15 protein-coding genes are annotated in these 15,905 nt (G+C 63.8%); 5 read left to right on the top strand and 10 right to left on the bottom strand.

Annotated elements, in window-relative coordinates:
* Window positions 1-73: 73 nt before the first annotated feature.
* Window positions 74-781 carry a transposase gene (locus tag AC57B1_RS10405; RefSeq protein ID WP_496417468.1) on the bottom strand — a complete coding sequence of 236 codons (708 nt, stop codon included), beginning with the start codon at window positions 779-781 and terminating at the stop codon, window positions 74-76.
* A 187-nt stretch (window positions 782-968) separates the two neighbouring features.
* On the opposite strand from AC57B1_RS10405, the gene AC57B1_RS10400 reads away from it, so the two are divergent.
* On the top strand, window positions 969-1,694 hold the full coding sequence (locus AC57B1_RS10400) for an OmpW/AlkL family protein (RefSeq protein WP_408353124.1): 726 nt from the start codon (window positions 969-971) through the stop codon (window positions 1,692-1,694).
* Between the two features lie 346 nt (window positions 1,695-2,040).
* Window positions 2,041-2,421: an ElaB/YgaM/YqjD family protein gene (locus AC57B1_RS10395; protein ID WP_007180171.1), complete on the top strand. Its 381-nt coding sequence runs from the start codon at window positions 2,041-2,043 to the stop codon at window positions 2,419-2,421.
* A 384-nt stretch (window positions 2,422-2,805) separates the two neighbouring features.
* Here the strand turns inward: AC57B1_RS10395 and AC57B1_RS10390 are convergent, their stop codons facing one another.
* The 7 genes from AC57B1_RS10390 to pilM form a co-directional block, all read right to left on the bottom strand.
* Window positions 2,806-4,011 carry a deoxyguanosinetriphosphate triphosphohydrolase gene (locus tag AC57B1_RS10390; RefSeq protein WP_496417467.1) on the bottom strand — a complete coding sequence of 402 codons (1,206 nt, stop codon included), beginning with the start codon at window positions 4,009-4,011 and terminating at the stop codon, window positions 2,806-2,808.
* A gap of 74 nt (window positions 4,012-4,085) precedes the next feature.
* A complete protein-coding gene (gene aroB, locus AC57B1_RS10385; RefSeq protein ID WP_408353128.1) occupies window positions 4,086-5,171 on the bottom strand; it encodes a 3-dehydroquinate synthase in 1,086 nt (361 codons plus the stop codon).
* Window positions 5,171-5,722, bottom strand: coding sequence for a shikimate kinase (locus tag AC57B1_RS10380; protein ID WP_091798410.1), 552 nt, complete (start codon window positions 5,720-5,722; stop codon window positions 5,171-5,173). Before AC57B1_RS10380 ends, aroB begins: the two co-directional genes overlap by 1 nt.
* A 206-nt stretch (window positions 5,723-5,928) precedes the next feature.
* A complete protein-coding gene (locus AC57B1_RS10375; RefSeq protein ID WP_496417466.1) occupies window positions 5,929-7,710 on the bottom strand; it encodes a type IV pilus secretin PilQ in 1,782 nt (593 codons plus the stop codon).
* On the bottom strand, window positions 7,710-8,654 hold the full coding sequence (locus tag AC57B1_RS10370; protein ID WP_496417465.1) for a hypothetical protein: 945 nt from the start codon (window positions 8,652-8,654) through the stop codon (window positions 7,710-7,712). Before AC57B1_RS10370 ends, AC57B1_RS10375 begins: the two co-directional genes overlap by 1 nt.
* The gene (locus tag AC57B1_RS10365; RefSeq protein WP_496417464.1) at window positions 8,651-9,370 is read right to left on the bottom strand and encodes a fimbrial assembly protein; all 720 of its coding nucleotides are present in this window, start codon (window positions 9,368-9,370) and stop codon (window positions 8,651-8,653) included. The genes AC57B1_RS10370 and AC57B1_RS10365 overlap by 4 nt, the downstream gene beginning before the upstream one ends.
* On the bottom strand, window positions 9,367-10,359 hold the full coding sequence (gene pilM, locus AC57B1_RS10360; protein WP_408353136.1) for a type IV pilus biogenesis protein PilM: 993 nt from the start codon (window positions 10,357-10,359) through the stop codon (window positions 9,367-9,369). The genes AC57B1_RS10365 and pilM overlap by 4 nt, the downstream gene beginning before the upstream one ends.
* A 253-nt stretch (window positions 10,360-10,612) precedes the next feature.
* On the opposite strand from pilM, the gene AC57B1_RS10355 reads away from it, so the two are divergent.
* A complete protein-coding gene (locus tag AC57B1_RS10355; protein WP_408353138.1) occupies window positions 10,613-13,012 on the top strand; it encodes a penicillin-binding protein 1A in 2,400 nt (799 codons plus the stop codon).
* A gap of 121 nt (window positions 13,013-13,133) precedes the next feature.
* Here the strand turns inward: AC57B1_RS10355 and cyaY are convergent, their stop codons facing one another.
* Window positions 13,134-13,451, bottom strand: coding sequence for an iron donor protein CyaY (gene cyaY / locus AC57B1_RS10350; protein ID WP_091798393.1), 318 nt, complete (start codon window positions 13,449-13,451; stop codon window positions 13,134-13,136).
* A 35-nt stretch (window positions 13,452-13,486) separates the two neighbouring features.
* Here cyaY and lptM point away from each other — a divergent pair, with 35 nt between their 5' ends.
* Window positions 13,487-13,828 (top strand): LPS translocon maturation chaperone LptM, encoded by a 342-nt coding sequence (gene lptM, locus AC57B1_RS10345; protein WP_408353140.1) that lies wholly within the window; start codon window positions 13,487-13,489, stop codon window positions 13,826-13,828.
* A gap of 9 nt (window positions 13,829-13,837) precedes the next feature.
* Window positions 13,838-15,100, top strand: a complete 1,263-nt coding sequence (gene lysA, locus AC57B1_RS10340; RefSeq protein ID WP_408353142.1) for a diaminopimelate decarboxylase — start codon at window positions 13,838-13,840, stop codon at window positions 15,098-15,100.
* A gap of 103 nt (window positions 15,101-15,203) precedes the next feature.
* On the opposite strand, the gene msrQ is transcribed toward lysA, so the two are convergent.
* Window positions 15,204-15,905, bottom strand: coding sequence for a protein-methionine-sulfoxide reductase heme-binding subunit MsrQ (gene msrQ / locus AC57B1_RS10335; RefSeq protein WP_496417463.1), 702 nt, complete (start codon window positions 15,903-15,905; stop codon window positions 15,204-15,206).

Below are 15,905 nucleotides of genomic sequence, written 5' to 3'. Positions count from 1 at the left end.
CACATCAAAATCGTGCAAAAGAAAACGGCATGCGGAGATGCCGTTTCGATGCAGCCCTTTGATGCGAAACGTTTTATTGCTGTTGCGGCGTCTCGCGCACCTTTCGCGGCCGCCCGCGTGGCAGCGGCGATACACGCCGGTTGGCGGCCCTCGCCGCCCACTCGCGGTACGTGTCGCTACCCAGAACCCAGCCTTTCAGGGTGGCCTGCTGAAGCTGGCTCGCTTCGCGTTCATCGAGCGGCTGCTCGCACAGTTCCCGGTACGCGCGCTGCCGTTCGAATGGCGTATTGCCGAGCGACCAGTACAGCGGATGATCCGTGATCAGGCTGTCGAGTGTCAGGCCGATGTGATGGCGGTAACTCGACCAGCGGTAATCCTCCGGCGCGCTCACGAGGCCGGCGCGCACCGGGCACATCTCAACGACACGGCTCGCCAGCAGAAAGTAGCGCTCGCCTTCGATCACCGTCGCTCTGTAGCGCCCTTCCCACAACGTGCCCCGGCGCGCATAGCGCCTGTTAAAGTGCGCCACGTATCGGCGCCCGACCGCCTGCATCGCTTTCGGCAGACTCGACTCCTCGGTCGGCGTGACGAGCAGCTGCACCGCGCTTGGCATCAACGCATACGCGTGGATGGACAGATGGTGGTCGCGTGAAGCCGCTTTCAAACAATCGATGAAAAGCTCGTAGTCCTGGTCGTCGACGAATGCGGGCTGCTGATCGAGCCCGCGGAGGATGACGTGCTGCGGCTGGTCAGGGACATAGAGACGTGCAAGCCGTGCCATGCTGGAGTATCCAATAGTCGCGTTGGTACATACCCGAAGGTCCGAAGAACCGCATCCGCGCAAGGTTAGACGCGGCGCGGCAGAGCCAGAAACCGCGCGGAGCTTAGGGAGAAAGCTCTAACCGCCGCGTATGGTTTGTTTCAAACGTTCTCGTCATAATGAGCGGGCCTTTTTTGGAGGAGCACTTATGAAATTAAAACAGGCCGTAACGGGGATCGCGGCGCTAGCCTGCATGACAACGGCAGCTCACGCGCAATCGGCCGGAAGCTTTTACGTCACGACGGGCTGGTTCCATCTTGCGCCTCAATCGAGCAGCGAGCCGCTCAAAGTAACAAGCATTGGTGGTAGCCCGACCAACATCACTGAAGCCAATACCGGTGCAACACTCAGTTCAGCCGACACCCTTGGTTTCACTGCCGGCTACTTCGTCACCGACCACATCGCAGCAGAGTTCGTGATCGGCATCCCGCCCTCGTTCGACCTGGAAGGTTCGGGCAGCCTCGCACAATTCGGCAAGCTGGGTCAGGCAAAACAGTGGAGCCCGACTCTGCTGTTCAAGTACTACTTCAATGCCCCGACCGCCACGTTCCGGCCGTATCTCGGCGTTGGCGTGAGCCGCATCTGGTTCACCGACGAAAAGATCACCAACAGCGCATTCGAGGCAAACGTTCTGCATGGTCCGACCAGCGTCACTACGGATAGTTCGTGGGAGCCGGTGTTTAATGCCGGCTTCACCTACGCCTTCAACCAGCACTGGTTCGCGGGCGTATCGATTTCCTACCTGCCGCTCAGCACGACCGCGAAGCTCAACACTGCTGCAAACACGCCCGTCGGCACGCTGAATGTGCAATCGCAAACCAAGATCAAACTGAACCCGATCGTTTCCTACGTCAATATCGGTTACCGTTTCTAACGCTTCAGAAAATTAGGGGCCGTTGAGTTAGGGTAGTCGAATTTTCGTGGCTTGGACAACGCCGTCATGCATCCCATGGCGGCGTTTTTCTTTTGGCACGGGCCGGACCCGTCTCCTTCGCACCTTTGCAGGCAAAGCCTGGCGAGGCGCAAGCGTTTGTAAATTTGACCCGCAATCGCGCCAGCCAGTGCAATATGTGCGGACGAATATGCGCCCGCGCCACGGTGGATGGGGCCTCCGGGTTTGGCACCAAAGTTGCGTTCACCGGGTGTTTCCCGCGTTCAGACGTGAGAGTGCGTCTTCGTGACAGCGCGCGGGACCCTTTCACCTCATCGACGGAGCGACCATGACTGCACTTCCGAATACGCGAGACGCCCTCGGCGAATCCTGGACCAGCACCAGCCGCCGTGCGCGGCGTATCGCTCGCCATAGCCGCCATGCGGCCGAAGATATCGCAGGCGAACTGCGCACGCTAATGTCGGAACTCGAATCGACCTTGGCCGACGGCACCCAGGCTGATGCAGTGGCGCTGCGCAGCAAGCTTCGCAAGCAACTCGAAGTGGCGCGCGCCCGCTTGAACGACACGCGCGAAGCCGTGCGCGAACGCGCCGAAGTCGCCATCTCGGATGCCGACGACTACGTGCATGAAAATCCGTGGCAGACGATTGCGATCGTCGGCGGCGTGGCGTTGATTGCCGGCGCGCTGTTCGCTTCGCGGTTGCGCTAAAGCGCGAGCAGACGACGAGCGGGGCCGCCTCGAACGGGCGATTCCTGCTGAGGCTGGCTGTCGCCGGAGGGCGATGGCGGCTCGGGTACGTACGTCGGTAGCTTAGGGGCGAGCGGTCAGCAAGTCGCATGCATGCGGCGAGCAGTTCGCGTAGGTGCAATCAACGGACCGAGTGCGTGCGGTCAGCGGCTTGCGTCCCTCGGTCATCAGCTTTCCTGCGCGGTCATCAGCTCGTGTACGTGCGCTCAGCCGCTCCATCGTCACGGAGAGCGTCTCCGTGTGTGCGGTCGACGTGAAGGCAACGTGCGGCGCGCGTAAAAACATGCGGCGGACGCGAACATCAAAGAATACGGCCCAGCCGCACGCAAACTCAGGCGACGTCGATCAGTTATCGTCAATCACGAACAGGCGCTGGTATTCCTTGACCGCATACCGATCCGTCATACCCGCAATGTAATGGGCGATCAGCCGCGGTTGCTGCGATGCGTCCGTTGACTGATAGCTCGGCGGTAACAGCCGCGGATCGTCGGTGAATGCGTCGAACAGACCCGCGACGACGCGGCGCGCCTTGTTGGCCATGCGCATCACGCGATAATGGCGATACAGGTTTTTGAACAGAAAGCGCTTGAGCGCGGCCGCCTGCGCGGCAATCGCTTCGCTATGCGCGACGAGCGCGGGCGATGAACGCACGGCATCCAGCGACGCCGGCGCATGCCGTTCGAGATTCAGCTTGGTCGTATCGATCAGATCGACGATCAGCGTATTGATGATGCGGCGAACCGTCTCGTGAATGAGCCGCCGACCCTCGATCTGAGGAAAGTCGTTGCGCGCCGCCTCGTAGTGCACCTGCCATAACTCCACTTCGGCGAGCTGCTCCACGGTGAGCAGGCCCGAACGCAAGCCGTCGTCGACATCGTGGTTGTTGTACGCGATCTCGTCGGCAACGTTCGCGATCTGCGCCTCGACGGACGGCTGCCGCCCTTCGAGAAAGCGCTCGCCCAATGCACCCAGCCGCCGCGCATTCTCGCGCGAGCAATGCTTGAGAATACCCTCACGCGTTTCGAAGCACAGGTTCAGACCGTTGAACGCGCCGTAGTGCTCCTCAAGATCGTCGACCACCGCCAGGCTCTGCAAATTGTGCTCAAAGCCGCCATGTTCGCGCATGCATTCGTTGAGCGCGTCCTGACCCGCGTGGCCAAATGGTGTGTGGCCAAGATCATGGGCGAGCGAAATGGCTTCGACGAGGTCCTCGTTCACACGCAGATTGCGTGCAACCGAACGCGCGATCTGCGCCACTTCCAGGCTATGAGTCAGACGCGTGCGAAACAGGTCGCCCTCGTGATTCACGAAGACCTGAGTTTTGTACTCGAGCCGGCGAAATGCCGTCGAATGGACGATACGGTCGCGGTCCCGCTGGAATTCGGTGCGCGCGCTGGGCGCGGCTTCCGGATAGCGGCGGCCGCGCGATTGTGCGGAATGCGCCGCGTACGGCGCAAGATGGGCTTCGAGGGCTTCCTGCGTCGGCGCGCCGCCTGTCGCCGCGCGTGCCGCCGGGTCATGCTTTACAACGTCGCTGCGCCTGTCAGTCACCGGGTTCTCCGAAACATGGGCGGCGCCTCGTGACGCTGGTGCGTGATGCGTTGCTGGATGCCTTCTTGCGCGATTCAGACGGCGGCGGCCAACGTGGCATGCACCTCGGCATCGGGCGCCTGGGTGATCAGCGTCTCACCGAAACGCTTCAACAGAATGAATTTGATCGCGCCGGCTTCCGCCTTCTTGTCGACCCGCATGAGTTCGACATAGCGCGCGTCGCCGAGCGCCGGCGCCCGGATCGGCAAATGCGCGGCGACGATCACGTCGACCAGACGCTTGCGCGCCGCTTCGTCGAGATAGCCCATCCGCACGGACAGATCTGCCGCCATCACCATTCCGCAGCCGACCGCCTCGCCATGAAGCCACTCGCCGTAACCAAGACCGGCTTCGATCGCATGGCCGAAGGTATGGCCGAAATTGAGGATGGCGCGCAGTCCGCCTTCGCGTTCGTCCTGCGCGACCACCGACGCCTTGATCTCGCACGAGCGCTTGACCGCCTCGGCGAGCGCCGCGGGTTCGCAGCGATTCAATGCTTCGATATTGGCTTCGATCCAGCTGAAGAAACCCGCGTCGGCGATAGCGCCGGTCTTGATCACTTCAGCGACGCCCGCCGCCAGTTCACGCGCCGGCAGCGTACGCAACACGCCGATGTCGGCGATCACGGCCTGCGGCTGATAGAACGCGCCGATCATGTTCTTGCCGAGCGGGTGATTGATGCCCGTCTTGCCGCCCACCGACGAGTCCACCTGCGACAGCAACGTGGTCGGCACCTGGATGAAGGGCACGCCGCGCATGTAGCAGGCCGCCGCAAAACCCGTCATGTCGCCGATCACGCCGCCGCCCAACGCGATCAGCGTGGTCTTGCGATCGGCCCGGGCGCCAAGCAGCGCGTCGAAAATCAGGTTCAGGGTTTCGAGGTTCTTGTATGCCTCGCCGTCCGGCAAAACTACCGTGGAAACCTGCTTGCCAAGCGGCGCCAGCGCGGCGCGCAGCGTGTCGCCATAAAGCGGGTCGACGGTGGTATTGGTGACGATGGTGACCGAACTGCCGGCGATATGCGGCGCGAACAACGCGGTCTGGCCGATCAGATCGGCACCGATATGGATGGAGTAGGCGCGCTCGCCCAGTTCGACATTGACGGTAATCATACGGTCCATTATGACGCAGGAAGTTTGGCGACGCCGGCCATCTCGAGCTGCATCAGAACCATGTTGACGAGTCCGTTGACCGAAGGCCGGCCGGTTTCGATCACGAAATGCGCGCATTCCCGATATAACGGGTCGCGCACTTCGTAGAGTGCTTCGAGACGCGCTTTGGGGTCTTCGGTCTGCAAAAGCGGGCGATTCTTGTCGCGCCGGGTGCGCAGCCACAGGTCGTGCGGATTGGCGCGCAGATAGATCACCAGACCGCGATTTCGCAGCGCCTCGCGGTTTTCCGGCCGCAGCACGGCGCCGCCGCCGGTCGCGAGCACGATATTGTCGCGCGCGGTGAGGTCGGAAATCACGCTCGCTTCGCGCTCGCGGAAGCCCGCTTCGCCCTCCATCTCGAAGATCACCGGGATGCGCGCGCCCGTGCGTGCCTCGATTTCATGGTCGGAATCGAAGAAGGGGCGATCGAGACGGCGCGCAATGGCCCGGCCCACGGTGGTTTTTCCTGCCCCCATGAGCCCTACGAAAAATACATTGGCGTGTGCGTCCCGCGCTTGCAACGGTGTCCTCTGGCTAATCCGGTATGGTTCGTGCCGCAGCTTACTGGCAAAGCGGCTGCCTTGTCGAGCCTGCGCGCCGCCTGGGAACGCCACCCGCCCTGTCGCTTCGCGCCAGCCGCCGCAACGGGGAATCCCCAAAGCGAACGTCCGGCGGAGCAAAAAACCCAGGGCGGCCCAGCATTTTCCGGTAGCGGCGGGAGCGTGCCCTAATTTGTCTGAACGACGCGCGGCGTGATGAAAACAGCCAGTTCGCTGCGGTGGTCGCGGTGAGCCCGATGGCGGAAAAGCGCACCTAAAAACGGTATTTTGCCCAGAACCGGCACTCGAGTCACATCGTCCCGGTCATCGGTCGCGTAAATACCGCCGATCGACACCGTACCACCATCCTCCACTTCGACGCGCGTTTGCACGTGTTTGGTGTTGATCGCGGGCCCGGCGTCGGTCTGTTCGCCAACGCTGTCTTTGGCGACGTCGAGGTCCAGCACCACCCGGCCGTCCGGCATGATTTGCGGCTCGACCTCCAGTTTGAGGGTAGCGCGGCGAAACTGCACGCCCGACACGCCCTGCCCCACTTTCGCCTGATACGGCAATTCGGTGCCCTGCTCGACAACTGCCTTCATCCGGTCCGCCGTGACCACGCGCGGGCTCGAAACGATTTCGCCGCGCCCCTGCGCTTCGAGCGCGCTCAGCTCGATGTTCAGCAGCCGCGTCGCGCCGGCGGCGAATAACGTCAGACCAGCGGTCGCCGCGTCGAAGCCTGCAATCGGCCGGGCCGACAGATCGTAGACGGCGTCGGTGAAACCTCTCGCGGTGCCGTCGGTATTGCTGGCCGCCATCGAGAGTTTCACGCCGAGGTTGCGCGAAAAACCATGTTCGCCCTCGACAATGCGCGCTTCGATCAACACCTGGCGCGTCGGCCGGTCGATCGAGGCGAGCAGTGCCGCAATCTGCGCAAGGCGCGCTTCGAGATCGGTCACGAACAGCAGATTGGTGCGCGGATCGGCAGTCGCGGCGCCGCGTTTGGACAGGACCCGCTGGGCGCCGGAACCGGTCAGCAGCCGCCTGACGTCCTCGGCGTGCGCGTAGTGCAGCTCGAACGTGCGGCTCGCGAGCGGCTCGAGATCGGCGGCCCGGGCGTGCGCTTCGAAGCGCTGCCGCTCGCGCGCGGCCAGATCGGCAATCGGCGCGACCCAGATCACATTGCCATGGCGCTCCATTGCGAGGCCGTTGACGTCGAGCAAGGTATCGAACGCGGTGCGCCACGGCACCTTGTCGAGCCGCAGCGAGACAGCGCCGCGCACCCTTTCGCTCGCGACGATGTTCAATCCTGTGAACCGAGCAAACGCATTGAGCACGGCGCCGAGCTCGGCACGCTGAAAATTCATCGAGATCGGTTTGTCGTCGGGGGCGAGGCCTGCGTCGGCGGCACTGCGCGGCTCGCCGCTCAGACGCGCGAGCGGCGGCAGCGGCACTGGAGGTCCTTCGAGCGCGGCGGAGCCGGTGGCATTGTCGCGAGCCGCGGCATTGGATTGCCGTCGTTGCGGCACCGGGCCGTTGGTGGCGGTGGTGGCGTCGCTGGCGATGGTGTCGCTGGCGGAGGCGGTGGCATTGCTGGCGTCGGTGGCGTCGGCGTTGGTGGCGTCGGCAGCGCGCGCGTCGGAGGACGGCGCATCCGCGTGGGAATCGCCGGCCGCCGCGCTCGCACGCGATGCGTCAGCATCGCCGGCGGCGTCCTGTCGGAACGGATTGGGCACCGCGGCGGAAGCGTCGCCTGGCAGCGGCGGTACGTCGTACGAGACATCGAACGGCGTCACCACCGCATCGAGCGGCATCTCGGGAGGCAACGGCGGCAGCGGTTGAGTCGACGCCCGTGCAACGCCGACAGCCAGCGCCGCGCTGACCCATAGGCCGAGGCACACTTGCCGGCCTGCCGACGCACACGTATCGACGCCCGAAGACGCAAAGGGAAACGGCTTCGCCAGTCTCATCACGAAGTCTCCGTCAGTGCCAGCGTGCGAGTCGCGCCGCCCTTCACGAGGGTAATGCCGAACGCGTCCAGCCTCGCGAGACGTTCGGCGCCGATCTGCTCTCCGGACTCGACGACCGTGATGCCGTCCGGTGTATCGAGCAATGCCAGCCCTCGCGCGCGATCGCGCAGCAATCCGACCAGACGCAGTTGCGAAACGTCGGGCAGTTCGGCCGCCGCCTGCATCTGTGGTTGCGAAAACGGATCGAAGAAGACGACGTTTTCTTCGTCATCCGAATCGAGGCTGTCTTCGACGAACGCATCCGCGGAGGCTGCCGACGGCGCGGGCCGCAGCGCATTGAACACGCGCAGCGTGGCGCTGACCGACAGTGCTGCGGCCTCACGCTTGACGGTCACATCGACAGGCACGATCAGCACCGGCAGGTCCGACAGCCCGCGCATAAACGCCATGAGATGGACGAAGTCCGTGCGCGCAGTCAGTTGCAGCGGCCGCATGCTCTCAGCGCCCGCTCCGCTCGCGGCGCCAGGCTCCACTGAGAGCAACGCGACGCTGTTCTGCGCAGCCAGTTCGGAGACGATGCTTACGTCGTCGGCGGAACTCCACGGCTCCGATGACCGCGCGATCGAAGTGGCAAGCGAAGCGCCAATCGGGCCGGCGGCGGCTTCGCGGCGCAGCGCTGGCAATTGCGCAAGCGCGCGCCTTGCGTTCGCGAGACGCAGGCCGCCCGCTTCCAACGCCGCCCGGCTCGCTTCGACCCCGCCGAGGTCCGCGACAATCCAGCCGTGTGTACCAAGGCCGAACACCAGCACGGCAATCAGCAAAGCGACCGCCCAGCGGCGGCGCCCGCTCCATGCGTCGAGCGGCAAACGCGCGCGCGCCATCCAATGAGAGAGTGAGAAGCGCGAGCGCGCCACGCCGCCAAATTCGACAAAGGCCGTACTCATTTCGCACCTCCTGATTGTTCATACTTCACAGAACGCTGTGCGGCAGACGCGCCCGTGCGGGTCGTTTTTTGCGCCGTCTCGTTCCACCGCAGACGCGCGCCGAATTCGACCGGTCCGGTCATGCTTGCCTGCGAAGCCGCCCCGCCGCGCGAAGCCGAGCTATGCAGGTCGCTCACCTCCACCCCTTTCACGCCGTGGATCGCACTCAGGCGTTTGAGCCACTCGGCCGAAGCGATATGGCCACGCGAGCTAGCCAGCAACTCGGTCTCATCTTCACGGTGGCGCAACTGCTGCAACAGCACGCCGTCACCCGGCTCGAAACTCAGCGCATCAAAGAGATCGCGCAAATGCGTGAGTGGATCGGACAAACTCTTTGCGCGTGCCACGTTCTGGCGTTGTTCGTCACGCGTGCGGAGCAATGCCGCGTGCTCCGCGAGCGGCGCTGATAATTGCGCGAGCGATTGCTCGATCGACTCACGCCGTGCATCGAGGCGCGCTCGCTCGACCGCCTGCCAGCCGGCCAATGCGAAGACAGCGGCACAACCGGCGAAAGCGGCGGCAATCCATTCGAGCAGACACCGCCGGCGCGCGAGCCGCGCGTTGCGTTGCCGGTAAGGCAGCAAGTTGAACCCGCCGAGCCACCCTCGTGCGAAGCGCTCGCCACGTAACGGAGTCCCCGAGTTCGAGACTGCCGCGTGCAACACGCCGCCCGTCATTCGAGCACCCCGCGCAACGCAAGCCCGAACGCGACCGCACCGGACGGCTCGTGCAAAAGCGGGTCGCTCAACGGCCGCTCGTGGCCACCCAGCACCGCGCATTCGAACGGCAGCACCGAGCAGCCGAGCACGTCCGCGATATCCGCGATCGAGAAACCCACGCCGTCGAGCAGATCGACCTCACCGCTCAACAATGCGCAGTCGAGTTCGGGACCGTGCGCCAGGTCGCGTAACGCATCGGCGAGATCGGCGTGTTCCGGTGCCGGGTAGCGCATTTCGCCGGCGATGCCGTCGTCGACGATCCGCCAGCCATACACGCCGTCCGTGCCGATCCACAACGCGACATAGGGCTCGTGCGGATCGAGTTCATAACTCGCCGCATAGCGCATGGCGCGCAACGCGGCATGCGGCTCACCGTCGATGGCGGTGAGCGAGATGCCGGCGATCGCCGCGCATTCGATTCGCGCTTCGAGATGTTGCCGCGCGGTCGCGGCGATAGTCACGCAGCGCACTGGCGAAGGCGTTTCGTCGACATACCAGTCGACTGCAAGGGCATGCCGTTCGAGGCCGGCAATGCGCTCGACTTCAGTCATCACCGCCGGCTCGAGTTCAGCCAGCTGATGCCCGCCGTCTTCCGCGCAACCGCTCTGCGCGGCAAGTCGCGCGAGCGGCACCGTGGCGGTCACGGTAGCCGACGCGGGCAGCGCCATCGCGCATCGCAAGGCGCGCGTCGCACACGCGTGCGGCAGTCCGGCAAACGCGTCGCGCAAGGCACGCGCCACCGCATGCCGGTCGGCGATTTCAGCGCCGGCCATGGCACCGGCGGGAAGCGGCACGGTGCTCACGTATTCGATATGCAGTGCTGCAGGCGGGCGCGCCCGATGACTGAGCACCACAAGGCGCACGGCCTGCGAACCCACATCGATCCCCGCGGCATAACGATGCGCACCGGGTTGCACTGCCTGAAGCCAGGATCTTTTTAATGCCATGAAGCCCTCCCTCTGACTCACGCGACGAACCATTCGAACGCGAGTGATGAGGAGGAATTGTGCGTAGACGCGGCGCCGCGCGACACTCAGCCAAATGGCTAACGTTGAGGAATGCGCGTCCCGCAGGCGATCAAAGGGACTACAGTGAAGTCATTCCCGCGCGGCGCGCAGACTTGTGAAGACGTGTCAGTAAGCATGCCGAAAGCTGAAAAGCCTGGCGGCTATAATCGCGGGACTGTTTTTTGGTGCCCATATGCAATCCACGTCTCCTACGTCCCCGCCGCCCGCGCCGCAGAAGCGCAAACGCCCGCTGTGGCTGAAGCTCATCATCGGCTTTGTGGGTCTGATCGTCGCAGGCATTCTGTGCGTGCTGCTGGTGCTCGGCTATGCGCTCGTCGTCGCCACGCCCAATCTGCCGTCGCTCGATGCGTTGACCGACTACCGTCCCAAGGTGCCGTTGCGTATCTACACAGCCGACCACGTGCTGATCGGCGAGTTCGGCGAGGAACGGCGCGACATCGTCCATATTCAGGACGTGCCCGATAGTCTGAAGAAGGCGATCCTCGCCATTGAAGACGCGCGCTTCTACGATCACGGCGGCGTCGACCTCACCGGCATTGCGCGCGCGGGCATCGTCGCGCTGACCAATGGCCACGCCACCCAGGGCGCGAGCACGATCACCATGCAGGTGGCGCGCAACTTCTTCCTCTCCAGCGAGAAGACCTACACGCGCAAGATCTACGAGATGCTGCTCGCGTACAAGATCGAGTCGAAGCTGTCCAAAGATCAGATTCTCGAGGTGTACATGAATCAGATCTATCTCGGTCAGCGCGCCTACGGTTTCGCAAGCGCGGCGCGCGTCTATTTCGGCAAAGACCTGAAGGATCTGACGCTGGCCGAATCCGCCATGCTGGCCGGGCTGCCGAAGGCGCCGTCCGCGTATAACCCGGTGGTCAACCCGAAGCGCGCCAAGGTACGGCAGGAGTACATCCTGCAGCGCATGTACGAGCTGCACTACATCACGCAGGAACAGTACGACGAAGCGAGCAGGCAGCCGCTCGTGGTCAAGGGCGCGGGCAAGGAATTCAGCGTGCACGCGGAATACGTCGCAGAAATGGTGCGTCAGATGATGTACGCGCAGTATCGCGAAGAAGCCTATACGCGCGGACTGAACGTGGTGACCACGATCGATTCGGCCGACCAGGACGTCGCTTATCGGGCGCTGCGCAAAGGTCTGATGGACTACGAACGGCGCCACGGTTATCGCGGCCCGGAAGCCTTCATCGAGCTGCCGTCCGACGCCGACGACCGTGAACAGGCCATCGACGACGCGCTGCTCGAGCACCCGGACAACGGCGAGATCATTGCCGCCGTGGTCACCGCCGCGAGTCCGAAGCAGGTGCAGGTCACGTTCATCGACGGCAATATCGCGACGATCCAGGGTGACGGCCTGCGCTATGCGCAATTCGCGCTCGGTCCGCGCGCGCAGCCGAATCAACGTGTGCGGCCGGGCGCGATCATCCGGCTCATCAAGAACGACGACGGCAACTGGTCGATCACGCAATTGCCGCAGGTGGAAGGCGCGTTCGTTTCCGTGGTCCCGCAAGACGGCGCGATCCGCGCGTTGGTCGGCGGTTTCGACTTCAACAAGAACAAGTTCAATCACGTGACTCAGGCGTGGCGTCAGCCGGGTTCGAGCTTCAAGCCGTTCATCTATTCGGCGTCGCTCGAAAAGGGGCTCGGGCCGGCAACCGTGATCAACGACGCGCCGCTCTTCTTCAGCGCGGCTGAAACCGGCGGCCAGGCGTGGGAGCCGAAGAACTACGGCGGCGGCTTCGACGGCCCGATGACCATGCGCACCGCGTTGCAGCGGTCGAGAAACCTGGTGTCGATCCGCATTCTGAACCAGATCGGTACGAAGTACGCGCAGCAGTACATCACGCGCTTCGGCTTCGACGCGGATCGTCATCCGGCTTATCTGCCAATGGCGCTGGGCGCAGGTCTCGTCACGCCGCTGCAGATGGCGGGCGCGTATTCGGTGTTCGCCAACGGCGGCTATCGGATCAACCCGTATCTGATTGCCGAAGTCACCGATCAGCGAGGCATCGTAGTCGCGCACGCGCAACCGCTGGTGGCCGCGCAAAGCGCGCCGCACGCCATCGAACCGCGTAATGCGTACGTGATGAACAGCCTGCTGCAAAGCGTCGCGCAACGCGGCACGGGCGCCAAGACCAATGCGCTCAAGCGCACCGACCTCGCCGGCAAGACGGGTACGACCAACGATTCGCGCGACGCGTGGTTCGCGGGTTATCAGCACACGCTCACGGCCATTGCGTGGATCGGCTACGACAACCCGCGCAGCCTCGGCGACAAGGAGACTGGCGGCGGCCTGTCGTTGCCCGTGTGGGTCGAATACATGGGGCGGGCGCTCAAAGGCGTGCCGGAGTACAAGATGCCGATGCCCGACGGCCTGACCGAACTCGGCGCGGAGTTGTATTTCGACGACTTCACGCCGGGGCATGGTTTCGTCGCCACGGTCGGCATCAGTCAGGCGGCGCTGGATGCCGAAGCGAGCGGCGCATCGGCGGCAGCGCCCGAGCAGGTCGGCGAGCAGGAGAAGCAGGACATCATGAATCTGTTCCGCGGACACTGAAGCATCCGCTCGAAGTCGCTCAAAAAGCAAAACGGCCGCGCGAATCATGCGCGGCCGTTTTGCTTGTGCGGTCTGGGCGATCGATTCGGCCGCTTGAGCGGCGCACTTCGTCCCGCGGTTTCTATGCTTCGAAGTGAACCGGTTCGCCGGCTTGCTGCGTTGCGTACTCCGACAGCGCGGCGAAAAACTCCGTGCCGCTACGCGTGTCACGCCACTCGCCGTCGATGAATCGGAAGTGGAAACCGCCCGCCTTCGCGGCGATCCAGATCTCGCTCATGGGCGGCTGAAGGTTCACGATAATCTTCGAGCGGTTCTCGAATTCGAGGGTCAGGACGTTGCCGCTGCGCTCGAGTTCGATGTCGGCATCGGTGTCGTCGAGCGCACGTTCGATGGCGGCTAGCGCGGCTTCCGCGCGGGTCAGGTATTCACTATCGGACATGCTAAACTCCATCGATTATTTATTCAGGGACAGTCATGCGAGTCGTATCTCGGATGCGCGCGGCGGCGCCCGGCCGCGCGATTGTAGCGGTTTTAGCCATTCTCGCAGGTTGTGCACTCGCTGGCTGCGGACAACGCGGTTCGCTCTATTTGCCCACCGTGCCGCCGCTACCGGCCAAGCCGATCGATCGCACGCAAACGCCGCCGGACGTCGCACATTCAGCCCCGGCAACATCCACCGACATGAGCACCGTTCCGGATACCTCCGGCACACCGCTTTCGTTGGCGCCGGAAAACGAACTCGCCGCGCCGCCCACCTCCGCCGCATCCGCTCCGTCGGCGCCGCTGCCTGCTTCTGTCGTCACCCCCGCTCAATAAGACTTTCGCATGACTCGATCCGCATTTGACTACGTCGACGGCGTGCTGCACGCCGAAGGCGTGTCCGCCGTCTCTCTCGCCGAGCAGTTCGGCACGCCGCTCTACGTGTATTCGCGCGCCGCGCTCACCGCTGCGTGGAACGCCTACGCAGGTGCTTGCGCCGGCCGCCGCGCGAGCGTGCACGTCGCCGTCAAGGCCAATAGCAACCTCGCGGTGTTGAACGTGTTCGCGCGCCTCGGCGCCGGCTTCGACATCGTTTCGGGCGGCGAACTGGCACGCGTGCTTGCCGCCGGCGGCAAAGCGGAAAACACGGTGTTTTCCGGCGTCGGCAAGAACGCGGACGAAATGCGCGACGCACTCGCAGCCGGCGTGAAATGCTTCAACGTCGAATCGATCCCTGAGCTGGATCGGCTGAATGCGGTCGCCGCCGAAATGGGCAAGAGGGCGCCCGTCTCGCTGCGTGTGAATCCGGACGTCGACGCTAAGACGCATCCCTATATTTCCACCGGACTGAAGTCGAACAAGTTCGGCGTCGCCTTCGAAGACGCGCGCGCCACGTACCAGGCAGCCGCGGCGATGGCGAATCTCGAGGTGGTCGGTATCGACTGCCATATCGGCTCGCAGATCACGGAGGTCGCGCCGTATCTGGACGCGGTCGACAAGGTTCTGGAACTGGTCGAGCAGATCGAGCAGGACGGCGTGAAGATTCGCCATATCGACGTGGGCGGCGGTCTCGGCATCACGTACGACGACGAAACGCCGCCGGAAATCGGCGAGTTCGTGCGCACTGTGCTGGATCGCATCGAAGCGCGCGGTCACGGCCATCGCGAAGTGTATTTCGAACCAGGTCGCTCGCTGGTCGGCAACGCCGGCGTGCTGCTTACGCGCGTCGAGTTTCTGAAGCCGGGCGCGGAAAAGAATTTCGCGATCGTCGACGCGGCCATGACCGATCTGGCGCGCCCTGCCATGTACGAGGCGTATCACGCAATCGACCCGGTCGTGAAGCGCGATGTGCCGGCTCACGTGTACGACGTGGTCGGTCCGGTTTGCGAGAGCGGCGACTGGCTCGGCCGCGAACGCCTGCTCGCGGTCGAACCGGGCGATCTGCTGGCGATCCGCTCGGCCGGCGCATACGGCTTTGTGATGAGCTCGAACTACAACACCCGTCCGCGCGCGGCCGAGGTGATGGTTGATGGTACACAGGTACATGTGGTTCGCGCGCGCGAAGAGGTCCAACAGCTGTTTGCGGGCGAAAAGATTTTGCCGGCGTAAACGTCATACTTCGCGTCAATCGTTGCGCAACGTAAAAGAGGCGATGCCACTGCGGCATCGCCTCTTTTTTGTTTGCGTGATCGACCGCTGCGCCCGTGGCGAGTCAACGCGCCTTTGACATCCTGTCACGCAACCAGACAAGCAAACGCCAGCCGAGCAACGCCACCATGATCGCACCGTAAATCTTCGGCAAGATCAGATCGTGTTTGCCCGCCTTCATCCACCAAAAGTGCAGGATCGCGAGCGCACCGATCGCATAGATCAACCGATGCAGCATCTGCCAACGGCGCCCGAGTTTGCGCACCATCGCGCGCGGCGACGTCACGGCCAAGGCGATCAGCAACACGAACGCCGCGAAGCCCACCGTGATGAACGGCCGCTTGCCGATGTCCTTGATAATCTCGGCGACATCGAACCACTTGTCGAACCACAGGTAAGTGGTGAAATGCAGCGTCGCGTAAAAGAACGCGTAGAGCCCGAGCATCCGGCGAAAGCGCACGAATGCGGCGACGCCGGTGAGCCGCCGCAACGGCGTCACGGCCAGCGTGATGCAGAGAAAGACGAGCGTCCACAGACCCGTCGAACGCGTGATGAACTCGATCGGATTCGCACCGAGCCGGTCAGTCAAGCCGTACAGCACGATGCGCGCAAGCGGATACCACGCCGCGATGAATACGACGACTTTGGCCGGCACGATCCAGCGCGCCCCGGTTGCGGCCCGCTTCGCGTTCGACGCGGACGCCTGCGCACGTGGCGCTATGCGTTCGGTCTGGGTAACAGGTTGCGTATCCGTATCGGAAGCCAT

It is taken from the genome of Paraburkholderia sp. BGA-UO-ETr-F21, from assembly GCF_059567925.1.
This window is presented reverse-complemented; position numbering and strand designations above follow the sequence as displayed.